Source organism: Kitasatospora sp. LaBMicrA B282 (assembly GCF_050325825.1).
Lineage (GTDB): Bacteria > Actinomycetota > Actinomycetes > Streptomycetales > Streptomycetaceae > Kitasatospora.
The window spans coordinates 1-22,217 of record NZ_JBNQTI010000156.1; the positions used below are offsets into that span (position 1 = coordinate 1).

The following is a 22,217-nucleotide window of genomic DNA, read 5'->3' on the forward strand; positions in this document are numbered from 1 at the left end:
CCGCCCCCGGGGGAGCGGCGGCGGGCGCCGTGGCCCGGGCCCTGGTGCTGCGCGGCGGGGGGCTGGGGGTGGGCGGTGGCGGGGTGGGCGGTGGCGGGGGCACTGGCGGCCGGGTGGCCGGTGGTGGGGGTACTACCGGTGGAGTGGCCGCCCGCCGGGTGCCTGCCGGCCGGGTGGCCGCCGGCCGAGTGGCTCGCCGCCAGCCGCAGGTGGTGCAGCCCGCGGGGCAGCGGCAGCAGCGCCAGCCCGGCCAGCAGCCCCTCCGGCGGCACCAGGTCGCCGGACTGCCCCTGGCAGCCCGGGCACTCGCCGGCGTGCCGGGCGATCCGCTTGCGCCACAGCGCGCCGGGGGTGCCGTCCCAGTCGGCGGTGAGCCGGGCCAGCTCCGGGCAGCCGGGGCGGGCGGCCAGCGCCCGGACCACCACCCGGGCGGTGTCCAGCCGCTCCTTCACCCGCTGCACCTTGACCGCGGCGTGCTGCGGCGTCAGCTCCAGCGCGGCCGCCAGTTCGGCGCGGGTCAGCTCGCCGGCCGCCTCCTGCCACCACAGGGCGAGCACGTCCCGGTCGTCCCCGTCCAGCCAGCGGGTGGCCTCGGCGACCTCGCGGCGCTGGCCGGACAGGCCGAGCCGGACGATGGTCAGCCCCACGAAGTCGGCGGCCGGGTCGGCGAGCTCGCGGGCCTCCTCCAGGCCGCCCGCCTGCGCGGACCGGGCGCTCTGCTGGGCGCGGTGGCGGTGCCGCACCTGGTTCAGCGCGATCGCCACCAGCCAGGACCGGAAGGCGCCCTCCTCGCGCAGCTGGGGCAGGCCGTCCACCGCGCGGAGCATGGTCTCCTGCACGACGTCGTCGGTGTCCGGGTGGCCGTCCAGGGCGCGGCCGACGATGTTGTAGACGAGTGGCAGGTGCCCGGCGAGCAGTTCCTCGCGGGCGTCCTCGTCCCCGGCCCGCGCCCGGCGCACCACGTTCTCGTCCGCAACCGTGTCCACCCGTGCCCACCCTCTCCGTCAACCGACCCGTCCACCCTGGGAGACCCACCCGGGACCGGCCGATAACGGAAACCGCCGACCGAAGTTCGCCGCGGGCGCAGCCGGATCGTCGTCATCGGGATCCTAGACCGACCCGCGAACGGTGGGTGGCGAGAGGAACGGAGTCCGGGCCGGGCTCAGCCCTGGGCCGGGCCGGCGAGCGGGAGGCGGGCGACCAGGCGGGCGCCGGGTGCGTCCGGTGCGGCGGCCTCGGCGGTCAGGGTGCCGCGGTGGTGCTGGGCGAGGTCGCGGGCGATGGCCAGGCCCAGGCCGGTGCCGCCGTGGTCGCGGCTGCGCGCGTCGTCGAGCCGGGTGAACCGTTCGAAGATCCGCTCGCGGTCGGCCACCGGGATCCCCTGCCCGTCGTCGACCACCTCCAGCACCGCCCGCCCGGCCGCCTCGTCGACCCGCAGCAGCACCCGGACCGAGTGCTCCGCGAACCGCTGGGCGTTGTCCAGCAGGTTGGTCACCACCCGGGTCAGCCAGAGCCGGCTGCCGGCCACCGTGATGCCCTCGGCCAACTCGGTGTCGACCGGAACCCGGTCCCCGCGGCGGGTCCGGACCGCCTCGCGGACCAGCTCGGTGAGGTCCAGCAGGGTGGTCGCGTGCGGCTCGGCGGCGTCGATCCGGGCCAGCAGCAGCAGGTCGGCGGCCAGTTGCTGGAGCCGCTCGGTGTCCTCCAGCGCGCCGGTGATCAGCTCCGGGCGGGCCGCCGGGTCGGGCACCGCGAGCGCGACCTCCAGCTGGGTGCGCAGCACCGCGATCGGGCTGCGCAGCTCGTGCGAGGCGTCCGCGATGAACTGCCGCTGGCGGTGTCCGGAGGACTCCAGGCGGTCCAGGGTGGCGTTCATGGTCACCGCCAGCCGGGCGATCTCGTCGTGGGTCTGCGGCACCGGCACCCGCCGGTGCAGGTCGCGGTCGCTGATCTCGGCGACCTCGGCCCGGATCGCCTCCACCGGGCGCAGCGCCCGCCCGGTCACCCACCAGGTGACCCAGGCCACGGTGAGCAGCAGCAGCGGCATGCCGACCGCCAGCGCCGCCGCGGTGGTCTCGTCGGCGGCGTCGGCGTCCCGCAGCGAGGTGCCGGCGTAGACGCTGACCAGCCCGCCGCCGGTCTCGGTGGTGACCTGCACCACGCGCTGGCGGTGGTCCTGGCCGAGGCCGGAGATGTCCATGGTGCTGAGCACGGTGCCCGGCACGGTGGCGTGGCGGGCCACCACCGGCGGCCGGCCGGTCAGGTTCTGGCTGGCGGTGAGCACCTGGCCCTGCTCGTTCACCACCTGCAGGAAGTCGGCGCCGTGGGTCGGCGGCAGCAGCGGGTCGAGCCGGCCGGCCTGGGCGAGCTGGGCGACCGCGGTGGCCTGCGCCTCGGCGTCGCTCTCCGCGTTGTGCAGCAGGTTGGCGTCGAGCAGGCCGAGCAGCGAGAGCGAGGCGATGGCCAGCGCGATGGCGACCACCGCACTGGCGCCCAGGGTGGCCCGGGCCCGCACGGTCATCGGCCGCAGTCGCCGCAGCCCGCGCCGCGCCGCCTGCGCGGGGGTGGCGGCCTCCGTGGGGGTGGCCGCCCCCGCGGCCCGGCCTCCCGCCGAGCCGCCCCCCGCTGCGCCGGAGGCCGCCGAGCCGCCCCCCGCCACGCCGGAGGCCGCGAACGCCTCAGCCACCGTCGGCCGCCAGCCGGTACCCGGCGCCCCGCACGGTCTCCAGCGCCGCCCGCCCGAACGGCGCGTCGATCTTCCGCCGCACCGCGCTGACGTGCACCTCCACCACGTTCGGATCGCCCTCGAAGGCGCTGTCCCAGACCTGCTCCAGGATCTCCCGCTTGGCCACCACCTCGCCGACCCGCCGGGCCAGGCACTCCAGCACCGCGAACTCCCGCGCGGTCAGCTTGATCGCCACCCCGCCGCGGGTGCAGCTGTGCCGGGCCGGGTCGATCACCAGGTCGCCGAACTCCAGGGACTGCGGGCGGCGCCGGCCGGTCCGGCGGGCCAGCGCGCGCAGCCTGGCCACCAGCACCACGTAGGAGAACGGCTTGGAGAGGAAGTCGTCGGCGCCGGTGTCCAGCGCCTCGGCCTCGTCGTACTCGCCGTCCTTGGCGGTGAGCATCAGGATCCCGGCGTCGTTGCCGGCCGCCCGCAGCCGCGCGCACACCCGGTAGCCGTTGACCCCGGGCAGCATGATGTCGAGCACGATCACGTCGTAGTCGTGCTCTCCCGCCAACCACAGGCCCTGCGGGCCGTCGTGGGCCACGTCGACGGTCATGCCCTCGGCCTGCAGACCGCGCTGCAACGCCGCGGCCAGCCGCCGCTCGTCCTCCACCACCAGTACGCGCATGTCGACCAGGATCCCAGGCCGCCTTGAGACTTTGCTGAAGACCCCTTCAGCTTGCTTCAGCCAGGCTTCAGCTTGGGGTGCCCATGCTGTGGCGCGGCAGTTCACCGGGACGGGTGGGCGGAGAAGGGTGGCCGACCCCGGTGGAGTACGGGTCGGCAGCGGTTAGGACCGGCAGCAGTTCGGTCCCCGGACACCTGGCGTCCGGCCACCGGTCACGTGGACTCCCGTTGCACGGCCTACCGTCACGTGCCTGACCGGCCGGTCCGGTGGCTCGCCGAGCTGGGCCGGCTCCGACAGGGATCTCGGAGCCGGTCCGTAGCGGTTCCGGACCGGATCCGGACTGGTTCCGTACCCGTCGGTCCGGCGGGTGCGCGGCGGCCGAGGACCGCCGGGCCGCGGGCCCGGTGGTCCCAGCACATCCGTGAGACGCAGTACGTCGCGGCGGGTGCGGCTGCCGCGTCGGCGGTGGCTCCCGCCCTTGGAAGGAGCCTGATGCGGTCGAGACTGTCGCGGATCACCGTCGTGTCCGCGAGCGTGGGGGCGGGGCACGACGGGGCCGCCCGCGAACTGGTCCGCCGGCTGCGCGCGGCCGGCTTCGACGCCGAGTGCCACGACTTCCTCGACCTGCTGCCGCCGGGCTGCGGGCGCCTGCTGCGCGGCAGCTACGCGCTGGAACTGAAGATCGCCCCGTGGGCCTGGGGCTGGCTGCTGCACGGCCTGGAGAAGCACCAGGGCTCGGGCTCCTTCGTCCGCTCGCTCTTCGCCAAGGCCGCCGCCCGGCGCACCCGCAAGCTGGTCGGATCGGACACCGCCGCGGTGGTCTCCACCTACCCGCTGGCCAGCCAGGCGCTCGGCCGGCTGCGCAGGCGCGGCGAACTGGACGTCCCGGTGGCCACCTTCCTGACCGACATGTCGGTGCACCCGCTCTGGGTCGCCGACGGCGTCGACCTGCACCTGGCGCTGGACCCGGTGGCCGCCGACCAGGCGCAGCGGCACGGCGCCCAGGTGGTGGAGATCTGCGCCCCGCTGGTCGGCCCCGCCTTCCGCCCGGCCCGCTCGGCCGCCGAACGGCAGCGCGAGCGGGCCCGGTTCGGCCTGCCCGCCGACCGCCCGGTGGCGCTGATCACCGCCGGCTCCTGGGGCGTCGGCGAGGTGGAGCAGACCCACCGGGAGATCGCCGCGGGCCAGGTGGCCGTCCCGGTCACCGTCTGCGGCCACAACACCGCGCTGCGCGAGAAGCTGGCCGCCACCGGCAACGGGGTCGCGCTCGGCTGGGTCGAGGACATGCCCGCGCTGCTGCGGGCCAGCGACGTGGTGGTGCAGAACGCCGGCGGGCTCACCTCGCTGGAGGCGATGGCCAGTGGTGTCCCGGTGGTCAGCTACCGTTGCCTGCCGGGTCACGGGGTGACCAACGCCGCCGCGCTGGACGAGGCCGGGCTGGCCGTGTGGGTCCGCGACGGGCAGCAGCTCGACAAGGCGCTGGTCGAGGCGCTCGCCGGGGTCGGGCTGCCGCGCCGGCGCACCGCCCCGGACGCCGACGACCTGGTGGCCGCCCTCGCCGGCGGCCTGCCCGCACCGATCCTGGAGGTGGCCTCGTGAAGGCGACTCGTGCCGCGGCGCTGACCGCGGGTGCCCTGGCCCTCGGCCACGGCCTGCCCGCGCTCACCTCGCTGGGGGCGCTGCGCCCGCTGCTCGCGCCCAGGCTGAGCGGTCCGGGCGACCCCGGCCACGTCGCGCTCACCTTCGACGACGGCCCGGACCCGGCCTCCACCCCGCTCTTCCTGGCGGAGTTGGAGAAGACCGGCACCAAGGCGACCTTCTTCCTGCTCGGCCGGATGCTGCAGCGGGCCCCCGAGCTGGGCCGCGACCTGGTCGCCGCGGGCCACGAGGTGGCCGTGCACGGCTGGGAGCACCGCCCGCTGCTGATCCGCTCGCCGAAGGCGACCCGGGACGACGTGGCCCGGGCCCGCGACCTGATCGCCTCGGTCACCGGCCAGGAGCCGCGCTACTACCGCCCGCCCTACGGGGTGTTGAACACCGCCGCGCTCTACGCGGCCCGGGAGAACGGGCTGCGCCCGGTGCTCTGGACCCACTGGGGTCAGGACTGGACCTCCCGCGCCACCCCCGACTCGGTGCTGCGCACCCTGACCCGGGCCCCGCTGGCCGGCGGCACCGTGCTGCTGCACGACTCGGACTGCACCTCGGCCCCGCAGGCCTGGCGCTCCACCCTCGGCGCGCTGCCCCGCCTGCTCGACCGCTGCGCCGAGGAGGGCCTGAAGGTCGGCCCGCTGCGCGAGCACGGCCTGCGCTGAGCGGAGTCGACGGCTGGTCGGCCGCAGCCGACCAGCCGTCAACTCCCGTCCGGAACCCTCTGAACTTGCTCATGCCGACGCCCGGCGGGAGCGAGATCGCACTACCATCCGGACTATGACACAGGTAGCTCGGGGGGTTCTCCCACATGCGACCGTCTCGCCCGAGGCGGACCTGCGGGACCACTACATCGTCTGCGGGGCCAACGCCCTGGCGCACCGTCTGATCCTGGAACTGGTCGAGCACTACGAGGTCCCGGTGGTGGCCATCGTGCCGGACCGGATGCGCGACCACGCCCCGCGGATCGCGGGCATCCAGGGCGTCGTCGCGGTGCTGGAGTTCCCGGGGGTGAGTCAGGAGGCGCTGGTGGCGGCGGGGGCCGGCCGGGCGCGTGGGATCGCCCTGGTGGACGCCGACGACCAGGCCAACATCCACACCGCGCTGACCGCACAGGGCCTCAACCCGGAGATCCGGATCGTGCTGCGGATGTTCAACCAGCGCCTGGGCGAACAGATCCAGGTGCTGCTGAAGAACTGCGCCGCGCTCTCCGGCTCGGCCACCGCCGCGCCCGCCTTCGCCAACGGGGCGCTCGCCCGGCCCAACTCGGTGCAGGTCGGCGACCGGTACCTCTACGTCGCCTACGACGCCGACCTGCAGGCCGGTCACCTGTGCGTGGCCGCCGACCGGATCGACCGGCAGGACCTGACCAAGCTGCGGCTGCTGCCGGACACCGAGCCGGCCTCCAGCGACTTCATCCGCCTCGCCCAGGCCTTCGGCGAGGGCGGGCCGATCGAGGTCGGCGGCGTCCGGTACGCCAACACGGTGGAGAGCGGCAACGGGATGGCCGTGCTGCAGACCCTGCCCACCGAGCCGCGGCTGCGGGTGCCGCTGCGGTTCCGGCTGCTCTACCGGTTCCTGGACGGGCTGCGGTTCTTCACCGGCATGCGGATCCGGCTGGTGCTGGCCTTCACCTTCGTGGCCGTCGCCGCCTCGGCCGGCATCATCTGGTACTTCAACCACAGCTTCGGCTGGACCCTCTACACCACCCTGCTCGACGTGGCGGGCTCCGCCCAGCCGGACACGCCCGCCAACCCGACCGGCGGCACCGGGGGCTCCTGGCAGCGGCTGGCCCAGGTGGTGATCACCTTCTGCGGGATCGCGCTGGTGCCGGTGCTCACCGCGATCGTGGTCGACCTGCTCGCGGCCGGCCGGCGCGGTCAGCCGCGCAGCCCCAGCGCCGGGCTGCGCGGGCACGTGATCGTGGTCGGGCTCGGCAACGTCGGCACCCGGGTGGCCACCCTGATGCGGGAACTCGGCGTCCCGGTGGCCGCGTTGGAGCGTGATCCGCAGGCCCGTGGGATCGCGGCGATGCGGGCGCTCGGCATTCCGGTGGTGGTCGGCGACGGGCCGCTGGCCGACCAGCTGCGCGCCGCCCGGGCCCGGCACGCCCGTGCGGTGGTCGCGGTGACCAGCGACGACGCGACGAACCTGGAGGCCGCGCTGGAGGCCAGGGCGGAGCGCGCGGACGTCCGGGTGGTGGTGCGGCTCTTCGACGACGACTTCGCCGGCCACGTCTACCGGACGCTGGACAACGTGGCCTCCCGCTCGGTCTCCTACCTGGCCGCACCGGCCTTCGGGGCCGCACTGATGGGCCGTGAAGTGCTGGGCACCCTCTCGGTCTTCCGGCACGTGCTGCTGATCGCCGAGCTGACCGCGGAGGAGGGCGGCGAACTGGTCGGGATGAGCCGCAACGACCTGGAGGCGCTCGGTGGCCTGCGGGTGCTCGCGGTGCGGCTGGCCCGCTCGCCGAGCAGCTACCAGTGGGGGTACGCGGACCGCAGCCGCGGGCTGAAGCCGGGCGACCGGGTGGTGCTGGTCGCCACCCGCGGCGGTCTGGCCCGGCTCAACAACGCCGCGCCGGAGCCGCTCGCGGTGGAACCGGCGGGGAGCTGACCCGGAGCCGACGGGCCGCTCACTCGGATGCCGACCGCAGCTCAGGCCAGCAGCGAGGCGCGCCGCCAGATCGCCTCGCTGTGCCGGTCGATGATGCCCAGCTCGCGGAAGAACTCCACCGCCTTGCGGGACCAGTCCAGCTTGGCCTGCCGCCAGTGCGGGTTGGCCTCGGCTATCGCCCGGGCCTGTGCCGGGTCCAGGCCGGCCAGCGCGTAGATCCGCGGGTTGACGCACTCCAGCACCGCCTCGTACGCCAGCACCCCGATCGCCTGGCGGAACACGGCCCGGCGCACCGGACTCATCCGGGCCCAGCGCCGCTCCAACTCCGGCTTGGCGTAGCCGATGTGCCGGGCCTCCTCGATCACGTGGATCTTCGCGACCGAGCGGGCCAGCGGCTGCAGGCTCTCGTCGCGGATCATCTCGCGCTGCATCGCGTCGGTGAACTCCTCGACGAAGATGGCGCCGGCGAAGGTCATCGTGGTGTCGTTGAGCAGCAGGTGCAGCTTGCCGCGGCGGTGCGCCCGCTTGCTCGGGCGGGCGCTCGGGTAGCCGGTCTTGACGATGTACTTGGCGAACATGGTGGAGTGGCGGCACTCGTCGGCCACCTCGGTCAGCGCGTACTGGAGGTGCCGGGTGGTCAGGTCGCCGTCGTAGACGTGTCGGACCAGGCCGTTCATCAGGATCAGCTCGAACCAGATGCCGGCCGAGGTGACGCTGGCCAGCTGATGGGTGCTCAACCGGGCTTGCTGCCGCGGGGTCAGCCGGTGCCAGAGCTGGGTGCCGTAGAGCGCGACCCGGTGCGGCGGCAGGGCGAACAGGTCGGGGTCGATCGGGGCGTCCCAGTCGATCTCGGTGAGCGGGTCGTGCGAGTGCTTGGCGGAGACCCGCAGCAGGCGTTCGGCGTTCTGCTCGCGGGCGTCCGCTGCGGTGAGGGCGAGGTCGCTCATGGTGCGGCTCCGGTTCGGGGCTCGTGGGGGTGGGGCGTCAGGTGGGGGTGCCGCCCAGGGCACGCAGCGCGAAGGTGATCAGGGCCGGGACCAGGTCGGCGGGGGCCCGGCCGCCGTCGGAGAGCGGGCCGACCAGGGCCTCGGCCACCCCGCCGACCAGCAGCGCGGCGGTCAGCTCGGCGTCCTGCTCGGGCAGTCGGCCGGCCGCCACGCCCTCGGCGATCCGCTCGGCGATGACGTCGCGGAAGGCCCGGCGGAAGACCAGGCGCTCGGCCTCCACCTCCGGGTCCACCGGCTCGGCGATCAGCGCGTAGGCCAGGCGCGGGTGGCCCAGCGCGCGGCCCGCGAAGGTGCCGATCACCGAGGCGACCTGGGCCTGGAGGTCACCGGCGAACGCGGCCGCCTCGCGCACCGCGGCCACTTCGCGCCCGACCACGGCGCCGAACACCTCGGCCACCAGCTCGGCCTTGCTCGGGAAGGAGCGGTAGATCGTCCCGGTGGCGATCCCGGCGCGCTCGGCGACCGCCGCCACCGAGCAGGCGGCGTAGCCGTGTTCGGCGAGCAGCTCGGTGGCGGCGCAGAGCACCGCCGCGCGCTGGGCGTCGAGGCGGGCTTGGACGGCAGGCGTCTTCCGGTAGGCCACGGCAAGAAGTGAAGCAGCGATTCATTTCTTCGACAAGCCCCCGCGCACGCTCCTCCATCAACAAGCCACCGGGGCCCGAGCCCGGGCCTGTCCGGCGGATCTTGCCGGGCGCGCGACGCCGGGCATCCCGCCTGGACGCACCGGCGAATCATCCAAGTACGTCCAGTACGAGGACGATCCGCCGGCACGCCCAGCCGGGCGCCCAACGCCGCGCGCTGATCCGCCAAGATCCACCGGACAGGCCCAGTGGCCCGGACCCCGGTGGGTCGGTCTGTGACGCGGTGACTGCTACACCGGCTCCGCCAGCGACAGCCCGAACCGCCCCTCGGGGTCGGTCCACCAGTGCCGCAGGGCGAACCCGGCGGCGTGCAGTTCCTCGGCCACCCGCTCCCGGCGGAACTTCGCCGACACCTCGGTGCGCAGCTCCTCGCCCGCGGCGAACTCCACCGTCAGCCCGAGCGCCGGGATCGGCACCCGCTGCGCCCGGCGGGAGCGCAGCCGCATCTCGATCCACTCCTGCTCGGCGTCCCAGAGTGCGACGTGGTCGAAGTCGTCCGGGTCGAAGCCGGCCTGGAGCTCCCGGTCCAGCACGTTGAGCACGTTCTTGTTGAACTCCGCGGTCACCCCGGCCGCGTCGTCGTAGGCGGCGACCAGCACGGCCGGGTCCTTGACCAGGTCGGTGCCGAGCAACAGTGCGTCACCGTGCGAGAGTTCAGCGCGCAGCGCGGAGAGGAAGCCGGCGCGCTCGACCGGCAGCAGGTTGCCCAGGGTGCCGCCGAGGAAGGCCACCAGCCGGGGCCCGTGCACCGCGCGCGGCAGTGCCAGGCTGGCGGTGAAGTCGGAGACCACGCCGTGCACGGCGAGTTCGGGGTAGTCGGCGGCCAGCGCGTGCCCGGCCTCGCGCAGCGCGCTCTCCGAGACGTCCACCGGCACGTAGGTGTCCAGGGTGCCGAGCGTGCGCAGCGCGTCCAGCAGCAGCCGGGTCTTCTCCGAGGAGCCGGAACCCAGTTCGACCAGGGTCCGGGCCTTGGTGGCCTGCGCGATCTCGGTGGCGCGGGCGGTGAGGATGGCCCGCTCGGCCCGGGTCGGGTAGTACTCGGGCAGGCGGGTGATGTCCTCGAACAGCTCGCTGCCCCGCTTGTCGTAGAACCACTTGGGCGGCAGCGACTTGGCGGGAGCGGTCAGACCGTGCCGCACGTCGGCGCGCAGCGCCTGCGCGAAGTGGTCGCCGGGCAGCAGGCGGGTGAGCTCGAAGGCGGTCATCGGACGCGGTCCTCTCGGAGTGCTGCGGTGGGGTCCAACGGGCGGACGACCACCGCTTCGGGGGTGGCCAGCAGGACGGAGCGTTCGGGCACCGGGGTCCAGCCGGGGCCGTCGTCGCCGGGTTCGGAGGCGACCAGGACGCTGCGGCCGAGCTCCAGGCGGTGGAAGAGGGTGTCCCCCCAGGTGGTGGCCGCGATCTGCCGGCCGTCGGTGACCAGCAGGTTGAGCCGGGCGTCGGTGTGCTGCACGATCTCGGCCACGGTGGCGGCCAGCGCGTCGCCCACCTCCTGGCCGGCCCGCAGCCGGCGCCGCAGCAGGGCCCAGACCAGCGCCGAGTCGACCCGGGTCTCCAGCTCCAGCAGGTCGGCCGGGTCCAGCAGCTCGGCGATCTTCCCGGCCGTGCCGGGCCAGCCGGGCAGCGCGCCGTTGTGGCTGAACAGCCAGCCGTCGCCGGTGTAGGGCGCGGCCGCCGCCGCGCCGGCCGCGGTGCCGGCGGTGGCCGAGCGGACCGCCGCCAGCAGCGCGTGGGTGCGCAGCACCCGGGCCAGGTCGGGCAGGTTCTCGTCGGCCCAGATCGGCACCGCGCGGCGGTAGCGGGCGGGTTCCGGGTCGCCCGCGGTGAACCAGCCGAAGCCGAAGCCGTCGGCGTTGACCGTGCCGTACCGCTGCAGCCGCGGGGACCAGGACTGGTGGTACAGCCCGTACGCGGGCCGCAGGAGTATCTCGGCCGGGCTCGTGGTCGGTCCCAGGTAGGCGAGGTGACGGCACATCAGCGACCGTCCACGAGGTCCCGGGCGGTGCGGAAGCCGGCGAAGATCTGCCGCCGGATCGGGTAGTCCCAGTTGCGGAAGGTGCCGCGGCAGGCCACCGGGGCGACCGCGAAGCTGCCGCCGCGCAGCACCTTGTACTCGGCAGGCTTCCCGGGGGCGGCGAAGAAGACCTCCGAGTACTCCCGGTACGGCCAGGCCCGGAACCCCGGGTAGGGCGTGAAGTCGCTGGCCGTCCACTCCCACACGTCGCCGATCAACTGCCGCACGCCGTACGGCGAGGCGCCCTCCGGGTAGCTGCCGACCGGGGCCGGCTGGAGGTGGCGCTGGCCGAGGTTGGCGTGCTGCGGTCCGGGTGCCTCGTCGCCCCACGGGAAGCGGCGGGAGCGGTCGGTGGCCGGGTCGTGCCGGGCGGCCTTCTCCCACTCGGCCTCGGTCGGCAGCCGCCGCCCGGCCCAGCGGGCGTAGGCGTCCGCCTCGTACCAGGTGACGTGCAGCACCGGCTCCTCGGCCGGCACCGGCTCCAGGTGCCCGAACCGGCGGCGCAGCCACTGCCCGCCCTCCCGCTGCCAGAACAGCGGCGCGCTCAGGCCGGCGGTCATCCGGTGCGCCCAGCCCTCGGCGGTCCACCAGCGCGGCTCGGCGTAGCCGCCGTCCGCCATGAAGGCCTGGTAGGCGGCGTTGCTGACCGGCACGGTGTCGATGGCGAAGCCGGGCAGGTCGACCAGGTGGGCCGGGCGCTCGTTGTCCAGTGCCCAGGGCTCGGTGTCGGTGCCCATGGTGAACGGGCCGGCGGGGACCAGCACTTCGGCCGGCAGGGCGGAGCCCGGGGCCGGGGCGGGGGTCGGGGCGGTGAGCACCGCGGCGCCGGTGCGCAGCTGGTGGGTGATCAGCATCGTCTCGTCGTGCTGCTGTTCGTGCTGGGCGATCAGGCCGAAGGCGAAGCCGTCGGCGAGCAGCGGCGCGGCGGCGTCCGGGCCGGCGGCCAGTTTCACCTCGCCGAGCAGGTCGAAGACCCGCCCGCGCACCTCGTGCGCGTAGCGGCGGGCCTCGGCGGGCGGCAGCAGCGGCAGCGAGGGGCGTGCGGCCCGCGGGTGCTCGAAGGCGTCGTAGAGCGGGTCGATCTCGGGGTGCATCGGGTCCCGGCCGCCGACGTTGCGCAGCAGCCAGAGCTCCTCCTGGTTGCCGATGTGCGCCAGGTCCCAGACCAGCGGGGACATCAACCGCGAGTGCTGGGCGGTCAGTTCACCGTCGTCCACGCTGTCGGTGAGCAGCCGGGTACGGTCCCGGGCGGCCTGCAGCTCGCCGGCGATCGCCTCGCGCAGCTGCTCGCCGTCGAGTTCGGGGATCGCGGGGGCGGTCGGGGCCGGGTCGGGGTTCAGCAAGGTGCGTCCTCCTCGGGCGCGGGGCGGCGCGCGGCGGGCGCCTCCAGCAGGTCGTCGGCGGGGCAGCGGCCCCGGGTGGGGTAGCGGTCGGCGAACTCGGCCAGGGCGGTGCGCAGCTTGGCGGCGGCGGGCTGGTCGGCGAGGGCCGACTCGGCGGCGGCGAAGCAGCCGAGCGCCGCCTGGCGCAGCACCGGGTCGTCCATGCCGCGGGTGGCGGCCCTGGTCCAGGCCGGGCCGCGCGGCCCCGGTTCCGCGGTGGCGGCGGCCAGCGGCTCCAGCGCCTCGAAGGCGGCGTCGGCGGCCTTGGGGTCGGCGAACAGCGCGGCGGTGAGCGCGGCCGGCACCACCCAGCCGTCGCCCGGCTGCGCGTCGATCATCCGCAGCTCCAGGTAGCCGCGCGGGCGGACCGGCGGGAAGAGGGTGGTCAGGTGGTACTCGAGGTCGGCCAGGGTGGGGCGTTCGGGCTCCGGCCGGTCCAGCCAGGCGCGGAAGGTCAGCCCGGCGGGGGCGTTCCACGGCCGGTCGTCGGAGCGGCGCACGCAGAGCACCGCGGCGTCCAGCACGTAGCGGGCCCAGGCGGTGCGCGGGTCGCCGTCCAGTGCGGGGGCCAGGGTGCGGCTGGGGTCCATCCGGGACCAGACGGCCTGGCGGGTGGACCGGTAGCCGGTGGGGCGCCCGTCCAGCAGCGGGGAGTTGGCGAAGGCGGCGACCAGCACCGGGCCGAGCCGGTGGGCCAGCGCCCAGCGGGCCCGGAAGCCGAGCCGGCCGGCCGGGCCCGTGCCGTCACTCCCGTCACTCCCGCCGCCGCCCTGGGCGGTGTGGTCGGTGCCCGCGTAGTCGTCGGTGCCCGCGTCCAGGCAGACCTGGGTGGACGCGGTGGTGCACATCATGATCTTGCCCCACGGCCCGGCGCGGCCGAAGAACTCCTCCATGGCCAGATAGCGAGGTTGACGCAGCGTCACCTCGCGCTCACGTGCGTGGGGTTCGGTGCCGTAGCCGGCGAGGGTGAGGCCCTGGGCCGCGAAGGCCGTGCGCAGTGCCGCGAGGTCGAGCCGGGCGAGCTGCACGCAGCCGGCCAGGTCGTCGGCGGCGGGGGAGCTGAGCTCGACCTGGCCGCCGGGTTCGCGGGTGAGCCGGGAGCCGTGCGGGAGGAGGGGGAGGTCGGGGGGCAGTCGCAGCGAGTCGAGTGCGGCGTCCACCCGGTCGGGGTCGGGGGCGGTGTGCGGGTGACAGGAGTCGTGGACCAGCCATTCCAGTTCGACGCCGACCCGGCCGGGAGGGCCGATCTTGAAGCAGGTGCTGGCCACGTAGGCCTCGGCGGACGACTGGGTCAGGGGGGTCACGGTGGGTGGTGCCTGGGGCACGGCATCGAGGGGAGGGTTCGACGATCTGGCGAGATTCACTCTGTTCACCGTCCTCGTGCGCTGGTGGAGCGGGACAATCCGGCTTCCTGCCCAGTCTGCGGCGGGCCATCCGGACCCGCCCGGCGCTCGGTTGCACTCTGTCGATTCCCGCTGGTCAGCGCGGGCAACCGAGTGAGGTGAGCTGCCTCACATTCGGGATGGAGCGCTCCGGGCGGAAATATGTGGGGACCCTCTCCCCGTTTGGAGTACAGTCGAGGAAGTGGGGATGGAGTCCCCGGAAAGGAGCGCCGTGATGAAGACCAAGCCGGCCGGGGTGTGCACCTCGGCCATCGCCGCCGGTCTGCGCGCCGCGGCGCCCCGGCTCCGGAAGGACGCCACCCGCAACCGGGAGCTCATCCTGACCGCCGCCCGTGACCTGATCGCGGTCGAGGGCGCCAACGTGCCGCTGGACGAGATCGCCAAGCGGGCCGGGGTCGGCAACGCCACCCTGTACCGCAACTTCCCGGACCGCGCCGCGCTGCTCCGCCAGGTCGCCCTGCGGGTGCTCTCGCGGGTGCGGGAGCGGGCCCAGCAGGCGCTCGAGGACGAGGGCGACCCGTTCGAGGCGATCCGCGACTACGTGCTCGCGGCCACCGACGAGCGGATCGGGGCGCTCTGCGCGCTGGTCACCGAGCACCTCGAGCTCCGCGGGGACGACGAGCTCTTCGCCATCAAGGTGGAGCTGGAGCAGGTGGTCGAGCAGCTGCTGAACCGGGCCATGGTGGCCGGTGCGGTGCGGCCCGACATCGGCCCGGGCGACCTGTTCACCGCCCTGGCCCGGCTGACCCGGCCGCTGCCCGGCCTCGACTCGCTGGAGGAGGGCGTCTTCGTCCAGCGCCACCTGCACCTGTTCCTGGACGGACTGCGGGCCCCCGCGCCCTCGGTCCTCCCCGGCCGCCCGGTCACCCTGGAGGACCTGCGGCGGCACATGCCCGACCCGCCGACCTGAGCCACCCGCACCACCACCGATCCCAGGCTCCACCGATCCCACCGCTCCACCGATCCCACTGCTTGACCGATCCCACCGCTCCACCGATCCCACCGCATCACCGATCCCACCGCCCGTGAGACCAGCCGGCCCCGACGACCGGCAGCCTCCGGCCAGGCCCCGACCTCGTCCCGGCCGGCCCCCAGACATCGACGCGGACGTGCCCACCACAGGTCCCGACCCGCCCGTCCGCGTCACCAGCAGTGCTGTTTATCGCTCGGCAATGTCCCGCTCAGCGAGCCCGTGTAGCAAGTCCGTGTAGCAACTCCTGCCGTTAGGTGAGTACACCCATGTCTCAGACCGTTCCGCAGGCCGATCCCAGGCGCTGGCAGGCGCTCGGGTTCATCGCCCTGGCCCAGCTGATGGTGGTGCTCGACGCCACCATCGTGAACATCGCCCTGCCCTCGGCCCAGCACTCGCTCGGCTTCAGCGACACCAACCGCCAGTGGGTGATCACCGCCTACGCGCTGGCCTTCGGTGGCCTGCTGCTCTTCGGCGGCCGCATCTCCGACCTGTGGGGCCGTCGCCGCACCTTCATGACCGGCCTGGTCGGCTTCGCCACCGCCTCGGCGATCGGTGGTGCCGCGCAGAGCACCGGCATGCTGATCGGCGCCCGCGCCTTCCAGGGCATCTTCGGTGCGCTGCTCGCGCCGGCCGCGCTCTCGCTGCTCACGGTGATGTTCACCGAGCCCAAGGAGCGCGCCAAGGCCTTCGGCATCTACGGCGCGGTCGCCGGTGGCGGTGGCGCCATCGGTCTGATCCTCGGCGGTGTCCTCACCGAGTACCTGAACTGGCGCTGGACCTTCCTGATCAACGTGCCGTTCGCGATCGTCGCGGTCCTCGGCGCGGTGATGGTGATCCGGGAGCCGGAGGGCACCCGCAACCGCAACAAGCTGGACATCCCCGGCGTGCTGCTGGTCTCCAGCGGCCTGGTCTCGCTGGTCTACGGCTTCACCAAGGCCTCCACGGACGGCTGGACCTCCGGTGTGACCATCGGTCTGTTCATCGCGGCCGCCGTGCTGCTGATCGCGTTCGTCGTGGTCGAGAACCTGGTCAGCGCCCCGCTGCTGCCGATGCGCGTGGTCATGGACCGCAACCGCGGCGGTGCCTACCTGGCCCTGGGCCTGGCCGTGATCGGCATGTTCGGTCTCTTCCTCTTCCTGACCTACTACATGCAGACCATCCTCGGCTACACCCCGGTCACCACCGGTGTCGCCTTCCTGCCGATGGTGGCCGCCATGATCACCGGCTCCACCCAGATCGGCGCCCGCCTGATGAACCGGGTGCAGGCCCGCTGGCTGATGGGCCCCGGCTTCGTGGTCGCGGCGGCCGGCATGCTGATCTTCACCCAGATCAAGGTGGACTCCTCCTACGCGCTGCTGCTGCCGGGCCTGATCCTGATGGGTCTCGGCATGGGCACCGCCTTCATGCCGGCGATGAGCCTGGCGACCTTCCGGGTCCGCCCGACCGACGCCGGTGTCGCCTCCGCGATGGTCAACACCTCGCAGCAGGTCGGCGGAGCGATCGGCACCGCGGCGCTGAGCACCGTGGCGACCAGCGCGACCACGGCGTTCGCCAAGGCGCACGCGCTGGCGCAGACCGCGCCGGCGAAGGCGCAGATGCTGGTCAAGGCGGAGGCCGCGGTGCACGGCTTCGCCACCGCGATCTGGTGGTCCTTCGGGTTCCTGCTGGTCTCGGCGGCGATCTCGCTGGTGCTGCTGAACGGCGGCGGCAAGAGCAACGTGGTCGGTGGCTCCGACACGGACGCCGCGGCCGACGTCCCCGTGATGGCGCACTGACGCAGCACCGGATCCTGACGGCACGACTCGACTGAGCCCAAGGCGCCGTCCCTCCCGCACCAGCGGAGGGGCGGCGCTTCGGCGTTCGCGGGGGCCGGTGCCGATGCCGGTGCCAGTGCGGCGTCGTTCGCGGGGGCCCGGTGCCTGTGCGGCAGTCAGGTGAATTCGGGCCGGGCCCCTGGTGCGGCTGCGGAACGCCGGTCCGGCGCGCTCGTACCGTGCGCCGGAGACAGCTGCTCACCCGGCGGGAGGCCTCATGTCGACTGGTCTGCTGGAAAGCCCGCTCACCGCTCAGCCGCCACCCGCGCCCGGACCCGTGCCCTGGGTGCGCCGACTGGCCCCGGGCGACCGCGAGGTGCTGTGGCTGTACCTGCTCACCCGGGTGGGCATCTGGACCCTCGCCTACTGCGCGCGCTGGGTCTTCCCCGGGGACGGCTCCGCCCGCGATCCGGCCCCGCTGCTCTCGCCCTTCGAGCGCTGGGACTGGAACCTCTACCTGGACATCGCCCGCACCGGCTACTTCCCCGGCGGGTCCGGACCCTGGAAAGCGGGCTGGGACAACCGGGAGGCCTTCTTCCCGGGCTTCCCGCTCTGCCTGCGCGCGGTCCACACGGTGATCCCGAACTGGACCGCGGCCGGCCTGCTGGTCTCCTTCGTCTCCGGTGGCGTGGTCGTCCTCGCCCTGGCGCGGATCGCCAGGAACCAGCTGCCCGACGGTGGTACGGATCCCGGGCCGCACGCGGTCCTGTTCCTGCTGCTGTCACCCTGCGCGGTCTTCCTGGCGATCGGCTACTCCGAGGCGCTCTTCCTGGCCTTCGCGCTGCCCGCCTGGCTCGCCGCCCAGCGGCGCGACTGGCCGGTGGCCGCGGTGCTGGCGGCCCTGGCCACCTCCGTGCGGGTCACCGGACTGTTCCTCGCCGCCGCCATCGCGCTGCACTTCCTGCTCACCGTCCGGGCGGAGGCGCCGGGACGGCGCTGGCGCCGGCTGCCGTGGCTGCTGCTGCCCGCCCAACCCGTTGCCGTCCTGTTCTGGTACCTGCACACCCACACCGGCGACTGGGCCGCCTGGGACCACGCCCAGCAGCGGGGCTGGCACCGGGAGTTCCACACGCCCTGGGAAGCCTGGCTGAACACCTGGCACACCGCCTTCGGCCACGGCTACCCCCTCAGCTTCGCGGCCGCGTTCCAGGCCGAACTGCTCGCCATGCTGGTCGGCGTGGCGGTCCTGGCCGTCCTGGTGAAGCAGCGCCGGTGGCCCGAGGGCCTCTACCTCGCCCTCAACCTGGCGGCGCTCGGCACCTCGTTCTGGTACATGTCGGTGCCCCGGGCCACCCTGCTGTGGTGGCCGCTGTGGACCCTGCTGGCCGCCCGGGCGCGGAAGGTGCCGCGCTTCACCGTGACGTACACCGCTCTCGTCGCTCCGCTGTCCGTCGTCATCGCGCTCACCTTCCTGACCGGACGCTGGACGGGCTGACGGGCTGACTGGCTGACGGGCTGACGGGCTGACCGGGGTGGTTATCCGGTGGACGGTGCGGACGCACGCGTGATCTCCTCGATCGGTTCGTCACCCTCCCGTCCGGTCACCCCGAGGAGCCCGTGCCCATGTCCGTGCCCATGCCGCTCCCCGCGTCCGATCCCGTGGACCGGCTGCGCCGTGCCGTCCTGCGGACCGCAGAGCTGGTCCGGGACCGGCCCGCCACCGGGATCACCCACGACGACGCCGACGACCGGCTGGGTACCGTCGCCACCGACAGCGCGATCGGCTTCGACCCGCTGCGGCTGCTGGCCGAACTCGACCGGCACGGCGCCCGGGTGGTGGTGATCGGCCAGGTGGCCGGGATCCTGCACGGCTCCCAGGAGCTGACCGGCGACCTCGACCTGCTCTGGGACGGCGCCCCCGAGCGGGCCGGCGCGATGGCCGCCGCCTTCGCGGCCGTGGGCGCCCGGCTGGTCGACGACGACGGACGGGAACTGCCCTGCACGGCCGGGGCGTTCCTGCTGCCGAAAGTCGACTTCACGACATCGCGGGCGAGCGGCGACTGCTGCACCCTGGCGCTGCCCTGGGGCGACCTGGACGTCACCGGCTTCGTCGCCCGGGCGCTGACCGCCCCCGGCGCGGACGGGACGGTGATCCGCTACCTCGCGCGCGCCGACCTGATCGCCATGCGCCGCGCCGTCGGGCGCCCCAAGGACCTGCGGCGGGCCGAGGAGTTGGAGCGGCTCGGCTGAGTCGAAACCTGCTGGCCAAGGGAATCTCCGTGTCCGTAGGATCAGCCCCATGACCCAACCCGTGTACCCCGCCAAGCCCCGCCCCGGTGACCGCGTCGCGATCCTCTCGCCCGGCTTCGCCGGACCGGCGAGCTTCCCGGAGCCGCACGAGCTCGGACTGCGCCGGCTGCGCGAGGAGTTCGGGCTGGAGCCGGTCGAGTACCCCACCACCGGCAAGCTGGGCGCCACCCCGGCCGAGCGCGCCGCCGACCTGCACGCCGCCTTCGCCGACCCCACCATCAAGGCGGTGCTGGCCACCATCGGCGGCGACGACCAGATCACCGTGCTGCCGCACCTGGACCGGGAGTTGATCCGGGCCAACCCCAAGCCCTTCTTCGGCTACAGCGACAACACCAACCTGCTGCTCTTCCTGCGCAACCTGGGCATGGTCAGCTACCACGGCGGCTCGACCATGGTCCACCTGGGCCGCGGCGGCGCGCTCAACCCCGTCAGCACGGACTCGCTGCGCGCCGCCCTGCTCGGCTCCGGCCCGTACGAGCTGAAGCCGGCCGACCTGACCGGTGACGAGGAGGGGTTCTGGGGCACCCCCGGCGTCCTCGACGCCGAGCCGCCGTTGGAGGCGGGCGAGGGCTGGACCTGGCACAACCCGGACCGGGTGGTCGACGCGCCGGGCTGGGGCGGCAACCTGGAGATCCTCGCCTGGATGGCGATGGCCGACCGCGAGATCCGCCCGGTCGAGGAGTACGCCGGGCAGGTGCTCTTCCTGGAGACCTCTGAGGAGTTGCCGGGCGGCGAGGAGGTCTACCGGATCCTGCGCAACCTCGGCGAACGCGGCCTGCTGCGCCAGTTCCCGGCCCTGCTGATGGCCCGCGCCAAGGCGTGGAGCTTCAGCCGCCCGAACGACGCGGCGGCCAAGACCGCGTACCGCGCCGAGCAGCGGGCGGCGGTGCTGCGCGCGCTGGCCGAGTACGCGCCGGACACCATGGCGGTGTTCGACGTGGACTTCGGGCACACCGACCCCCAGCAGATCCTCCCCTGCGGCGGTCGGATCCGGGTGGACGGGCCGGAGCGGCGGATCACCGTCTGGTACTGAGCGCTGCCGGGTCGGTTCTCGCTCTCCTCTGCCACGTCACCGTCCTGATGCCGTCACAGCACCGCAACTGACCCAACCGCGCGGGCACCCGACTGCGTAAGAGGCGTTGACCACGTCTTCTCGGCCCGGGGAATGGGAACTCATGCGCATCAGTCAGCTCGCGACAGCCGTGACGGTCGCCCTGGTGGCCGGGCTCGGGCTCACCGCCTGCGGCCCCGCCGACTCGCCCGCGGCGGCACCCGCCGCCGCGCCCACCGCCTCCGCGGCGGCAGCGTCCACCGCCCACCCGGTGACCACGCTGCCGCCCGCCCAGGGCACGAAGTCACCCGCCGGCCCGGCCACCCCCGCCGGCGACCGGTGCCACAGCAGTGACCTCAGCCTCGACGTCATCATGGGCCCGCAGGACGGTGGGGCGTCCGGGACCGGCGACTTCACGATCGAGCTGATCAACAAGTCCGCCCGCACCTGCACCCTGCACGGCTACCCGGGCGTGGAACTGCTCGACCAGAGCGGTCACCCGCTGGGCATGAAGGACGTGCGCAACCCGCAGTTCGCCCTGAGCGGCGACGGCCAGGTGACCACCCAGACGCTCTCCCGGGGCAGCGCGGATCCGACGAAGTCGGCCGCGAGCGCCGCCTACGTCCGGTTCGACACCAAGGAGCCGGGCGCCACCGCGGGCTACCCGCGCGCGCTCAAGGTCCAGGTCATCCCGCCGGACGAGACCCAGCCCCTGGTGGCCCCCATCACGATGCTGGACGCCCCGGCGGGCTCCGACTCCTCGATCATGGTCACCTCCACCACCCTCACGATCGGCCCGATGGACGTCGACGCTCCACCGCACGGGTAGGACAGCGGCGGGTTCCGGCAGTGGTCGGATGGTACTTCCGAGCTGCACAGAGTGATCCATTGAGCGCACGGTTCGGTGCTACGCAGTTGGCGGGCTCTGTGAATGCGTGCCCTAACGGCGATCGAGCCAGCGACGTGCCGCAGCACTCTCCGCTGGATGCCCGATCTCGCCGGTCGCCACCCATTCGGCGAACTTGCGAAGGACCTGCGACTCGAGTGGTGATTTCAGTACGAAGGTACTGATTGCGGACTCCCAGGTGGTGCCACAGGCAAGCACCGACCCGTCAAGCGATAGCATGCGGAATTCGGGACGACAGTACCCGCTGCCAAGAGGGCCCGAAGCACCTTTCCCCATGATATCCCAGGTTTCCTGCAATTCTACGCAGATCCACTGTGAGGGGCCGTCCTCCTCCGGGGTGAGCGCGACCAGAAATCGGCGATCGGCCTCCGAAAAAAGACCTGCTTCGATCGAAAGTCGGTACCAGTCTGCATTGGCCTTCTCAAGTAGCAGCGGGTCATCGATGTTCACCAAGGATTCGGTCCGGCCGTCCTCGGGAGGACAGCTGGGCGCCTGGCCGGTGACAAGGGGGGGAATGAGCCGATCCAGGTCGACGCATTCGTCCAGGACCAGGAGGCCTGCTGCGGCAAGAGATTCCTTCAATTTCGTTCCGTCCATTTCGGGATCACTCTGGTCTCGGTACGTACTGGCCGGGAAGCCTGGCATACCCGTACTCAATTACGTTGTTGTAGTTGTGGCCGAGCACGTAGCCGACGACCCCGTCGCTTCGCACCAGCACGCGGGTCAGGGTCGTGGGTGAGCCAACGCCGGTGAAGATGGTCGCATTGTACCAAGGGCTGTTTGTTCTCCCATTTGCGTTGAACCAGTCGGGCCCATTGCTGTTGATCCGCTGGGTGACTCGCCCGCTTTCAATGCCGTTTACCGTGTTGTGGACTTCCCTCGGGATCTGTTGCCAGGCACGCTGGCCAGCATCGATCCGCCTCTGCACCTCATCGGGATGATAAGGGTCCTTCCATGGACCGCCTGTCTCTCCACCAAATGCCGGCTGTGAAGGGTATCCCCTTGGTGCACCGCCACTGCACTCCTCCGGGGCGAGTCCGAGTGGGTCGGTCCAGGTGTGGGGGTTGTGGACGTAGGTGGTGTGGTTGGGTGCGGGGGTGAGGCCTAGGGGGTCGGGGGTGAGGTAGCGGGCGGTGGTGGGGTCGTAGTGGCGGTG

General features: G+C 73.5%; 20 protein-coding genes. 9 read left to right on the forward strand and 11 right to left on the reverse strand.

Features of this window, described 5'->3' with window-relative positions; translation table 11 throughout:
- The 3 genes from ACQRUO_RS31125 to ACQRUO_RS31135 all read right to left on the reverse strand — a co-directional run.
- The coding region (locus ACQRUO_RS31125; protein ID WP_428319457.1) for an RNA polymerase sigma factor at positions 1 to 986 on the reverse strand (986 nt) is incomplete at its 3' end.
- 176 nt (positions 987 to 1,162) lie between these two features.
- Positions 1,163 to 2,686 (reverse strand): sensor histidine kinase, encoded by a 1,524-nt coding sequence (locus ACQRUO_RS31130; RefSeq protein ID WP_428319458.1) that lies wholly within the window; start codon positions 2,684 to 2,686, stop codon positions 1,163 to 1,165.
- A complete protein-coding gene (locus tag ACQRUO_RS31135; RefSeq protein ID WP_428319459.1) occupies positions 2,679 to 3,356 on the reverse strand; it encodes a response regulator transcription factor in 678 nt (225 codons plus the stop codon). The genes ACQRUO_RS31130 and ACQRUO_RS31135 overlap by 8 nt, the downstream gene beginning before the upstream one ends.
- 492 nt (positions 3,357 to 3,848) lie before the next feature.
- Here ACQRUO_RS31135 and ACQRUO_RS31140 point away from each other — a divergent pair, with 492 nt between their 5' ends.
- From ACQRUO_RS31140 to ACQRUO_RS31150, 3 genes are all read left to right on the forward strand, one after another.
- Positions 3,849 to 4,955 carry an MGDG synthase family glycosyltransferase gene (locus tag ACQRUO_RS31140; RefSeq protein WP_428319460.1) on the forward strand — a complete coding sequence of 369 codons (1,107 nt, stop codon included), beginning with the start codon at positions 3,849 to 3,851 and terminating at the stop codon, positions 4,953 to 4,955.
- Complete coding sequence (locus tag ACQRUO_RS31145; protein WP_428319461.1) at positions 4,952 to 5,668, forward strand: polysaccharide deacetylase family protein; 717 nt, start codon at positions 4,952 to 4,954, stop codon at positions 5,666 to 5,668. Before ACQRUO_RS31140 ends, ACQRUO_RS31145 begins: the two co-directional genes overlap by 4 nt.
- 115 nt (positions 5,669 to 5,783) lie before the next feature.
- Positions 5,784 to 7,619, forward strand: a complete 1,836-nt coding sequence (locus tag ACQRUO_RS31150) for an NAD-binding protein (RefSeq protein WP_428319462.1) — start codon at positions 5,784 to 5,786, stop codon at positions 7,617 to 7,619.
- A gap of 41 nt (positions 7,620 to 7,660) precedes the next feature.
- Here ACQRUO_RS31150 and ACQRUO_RS31155 read toward each other — a convergent pair whose 3' ends face one another.
- The 6 genes from ACQRUO_RS31155 to egtA form a co-directional block, all read right to left on the reverse strand.
- A complete protein-coding gene (locus ACQRUO_RS31155) occupies positions 7,661 to 8,566 on the reverse strand; it encodes an AurF N-oxygenase family protein (protein ID WP_428319463.1) in 906 nt (301 codons plus the stop codon).
- 37 nt (positions 8,567 to 8,603) lie between these two features.
- The gene (locus ACQRUO_RS31160; protein ID WP_428319464.1) at positions 8,604 to 9,209 is read right to left on the reverse strand and encodes a TetR/AcrR family transcriptional regulator; all 606 of its coding nucleotides are present in this window, start codon (positions 9,207 to 9,209) and stop codon (positions 8,604 to 8,606) included.
- 288 nt (positions 9,210 to 9,497) lie between these two features.
- Entirely contained in the window at positions 9,498 to 10,472 is a 975-nt protein-coding gene (egtD, locus tag ACQRUO_RS31165; RefSeq protein ID WP_428319465.1) for an L-histidine N(alpha)-methyltransferase, read from the reverse strand.
- Positions 10,469 to 11,242 (reverse strand): ergothioneine biosynthesis protein EgtC, encoded by a 774-nt coding sequence (egtC, locus tag ACQRUO_RS31170; protein WP_428319466.1) that lies wholly within the window; start codon positions 11,240 to 11,242, stop codon positions 10,469 to 10,471. Before egtC ends, egtD begins: the two co-directional genes overlap by 4 nt.
- Entirely contained in the window at positions 11,242 to 12,624 is a 1,383-nt protein-coding gene (egtB, locus tag ACQRUO_RS31175; RefSeq protein WP_428319467.1) for an ergothioneine biosynthesis protein EgtB, read from the reverse strand. The genes egtC and egtB overlap by 1 nt, the downstream gene beginning before the upstream one ends.
- A complete protein-coding gene (egtA, locus tag ACQRUO_RS31180) occupies positions 12,618 to 13,967 on the reverse strand; it encodes an ergothioneine biosynthesis glutamate--cysteine ligase EgtA (protein ID WP_428319468.1) in 1,350 nt (449 codons plus the stop codon). Before egtA ends, egtB begins: the two co-directional genes overlap by 7 nt.
- 313 nt (positions 13,968 to 14,280) lie before the next feature.
- Here egtA and ACQRUO_RS31185 point away from each other — a divergent pair, with 313 nt between their 5' ends.
- From ACQRUO_RS31185 to ACQRUO_RS31210, 6 genes are all read left to right on the forward strand, one after another.
- A complete protein-coding gene (locus tag ACQRUO_RS31185) occupies positions 14,281 to 14,976 on the forward strand; it encodes a TetR/AcrR family transcriptional regulator (RefSeq protein ID WP_428319469.1) in 696 nt (231 codons plus the stop codon).
- Positions 14,977 to 15,305: 329 nt separating this feature from the next.
- Positions 15,306 to 16,814: an MFS transporter gene (locus tag ACQRUO_RS31190; protein ID WP_428319470.1), complete on the forward strand. Its 1,509-nt coding sequence runs from the start codon at positions 15,306 to 15,308 to the stop codon at positions 16,812 to 16,814.
- 256 nt (positions 16,815 to 17,070) lie between these two features.
- Positions 17,071 to 18,288, forward strand: a complete 1,218-nt coding sequence (locus ACQRUO_RS31195) for a mannosyltransferase family protein (protein ID WP_428319471.1) — start codon at positions 17,071 to 17,073, stop codon at positions 18,286 to 18,288.
- Between the two features lie 128 nt (positions 18,289 to 18,416).
- Positions 18,417 to 19,043: a hypothetical protein gene (locus tag ACQRUO_RS31200; protein ID WP_428319472.1), complete on the forward strand. Its 627-nt coding sequence runs from the start codon at positions 18,417 to 18,419 to the stop codon at positions 19,041 to 19,043.
- A gap of 49 nt (positions 19,044 to 19,092) precedes the next feature.
- Entirely contained in the window at positions 19,093 to 20,136 is a 1,044-nt protein-coding gene (locus ACQRUO_RS31205) for a S66 peptidase family protein (RefSeq protein WP_428319473.1), read from the forward strand.
- Between the two features lie 142 nt (positions 20,137 to 20,278).
- Positions 20,279 to 20,983, forward strand: coding sequence for a DUF4232 domain-containing protein (locus ACQRUO_RS31210; RefSeq protein WP_428319474.1), 705 nt, complete (start codon positions 20,279 to 20,281; stop codon positions 20,981 to 20,983).
- A gap of 111 nt (positions 20,984 to 21,094) precedes the next feature.
- Here the strand turns inward: ACQRUO_RS31210 and ACQRUO_RS31215 are convergent, their stop codons facing one another.
- Positions 21,095 to 21,658, reverse strand: coding sequence for a hypothetical protein (locus ACQRUO_RS31215; RefSeq protein ID WP_428319475.1), 564 nt, complete (start codon positions 21,656 to 21,658; stop codon positions 21,095 to 21,097).
- 7 nt (positions 21,659 to 21,665) lie between these two features.
- The coding region (locus ACQRUO_RS31220) for an RHS repeat-associated core domain-containing protein (RefSeq protein WP_428319476.1) at positions 21,666 to 22,217 on the reverse strand (552 nt) is incomplete at its 5' end.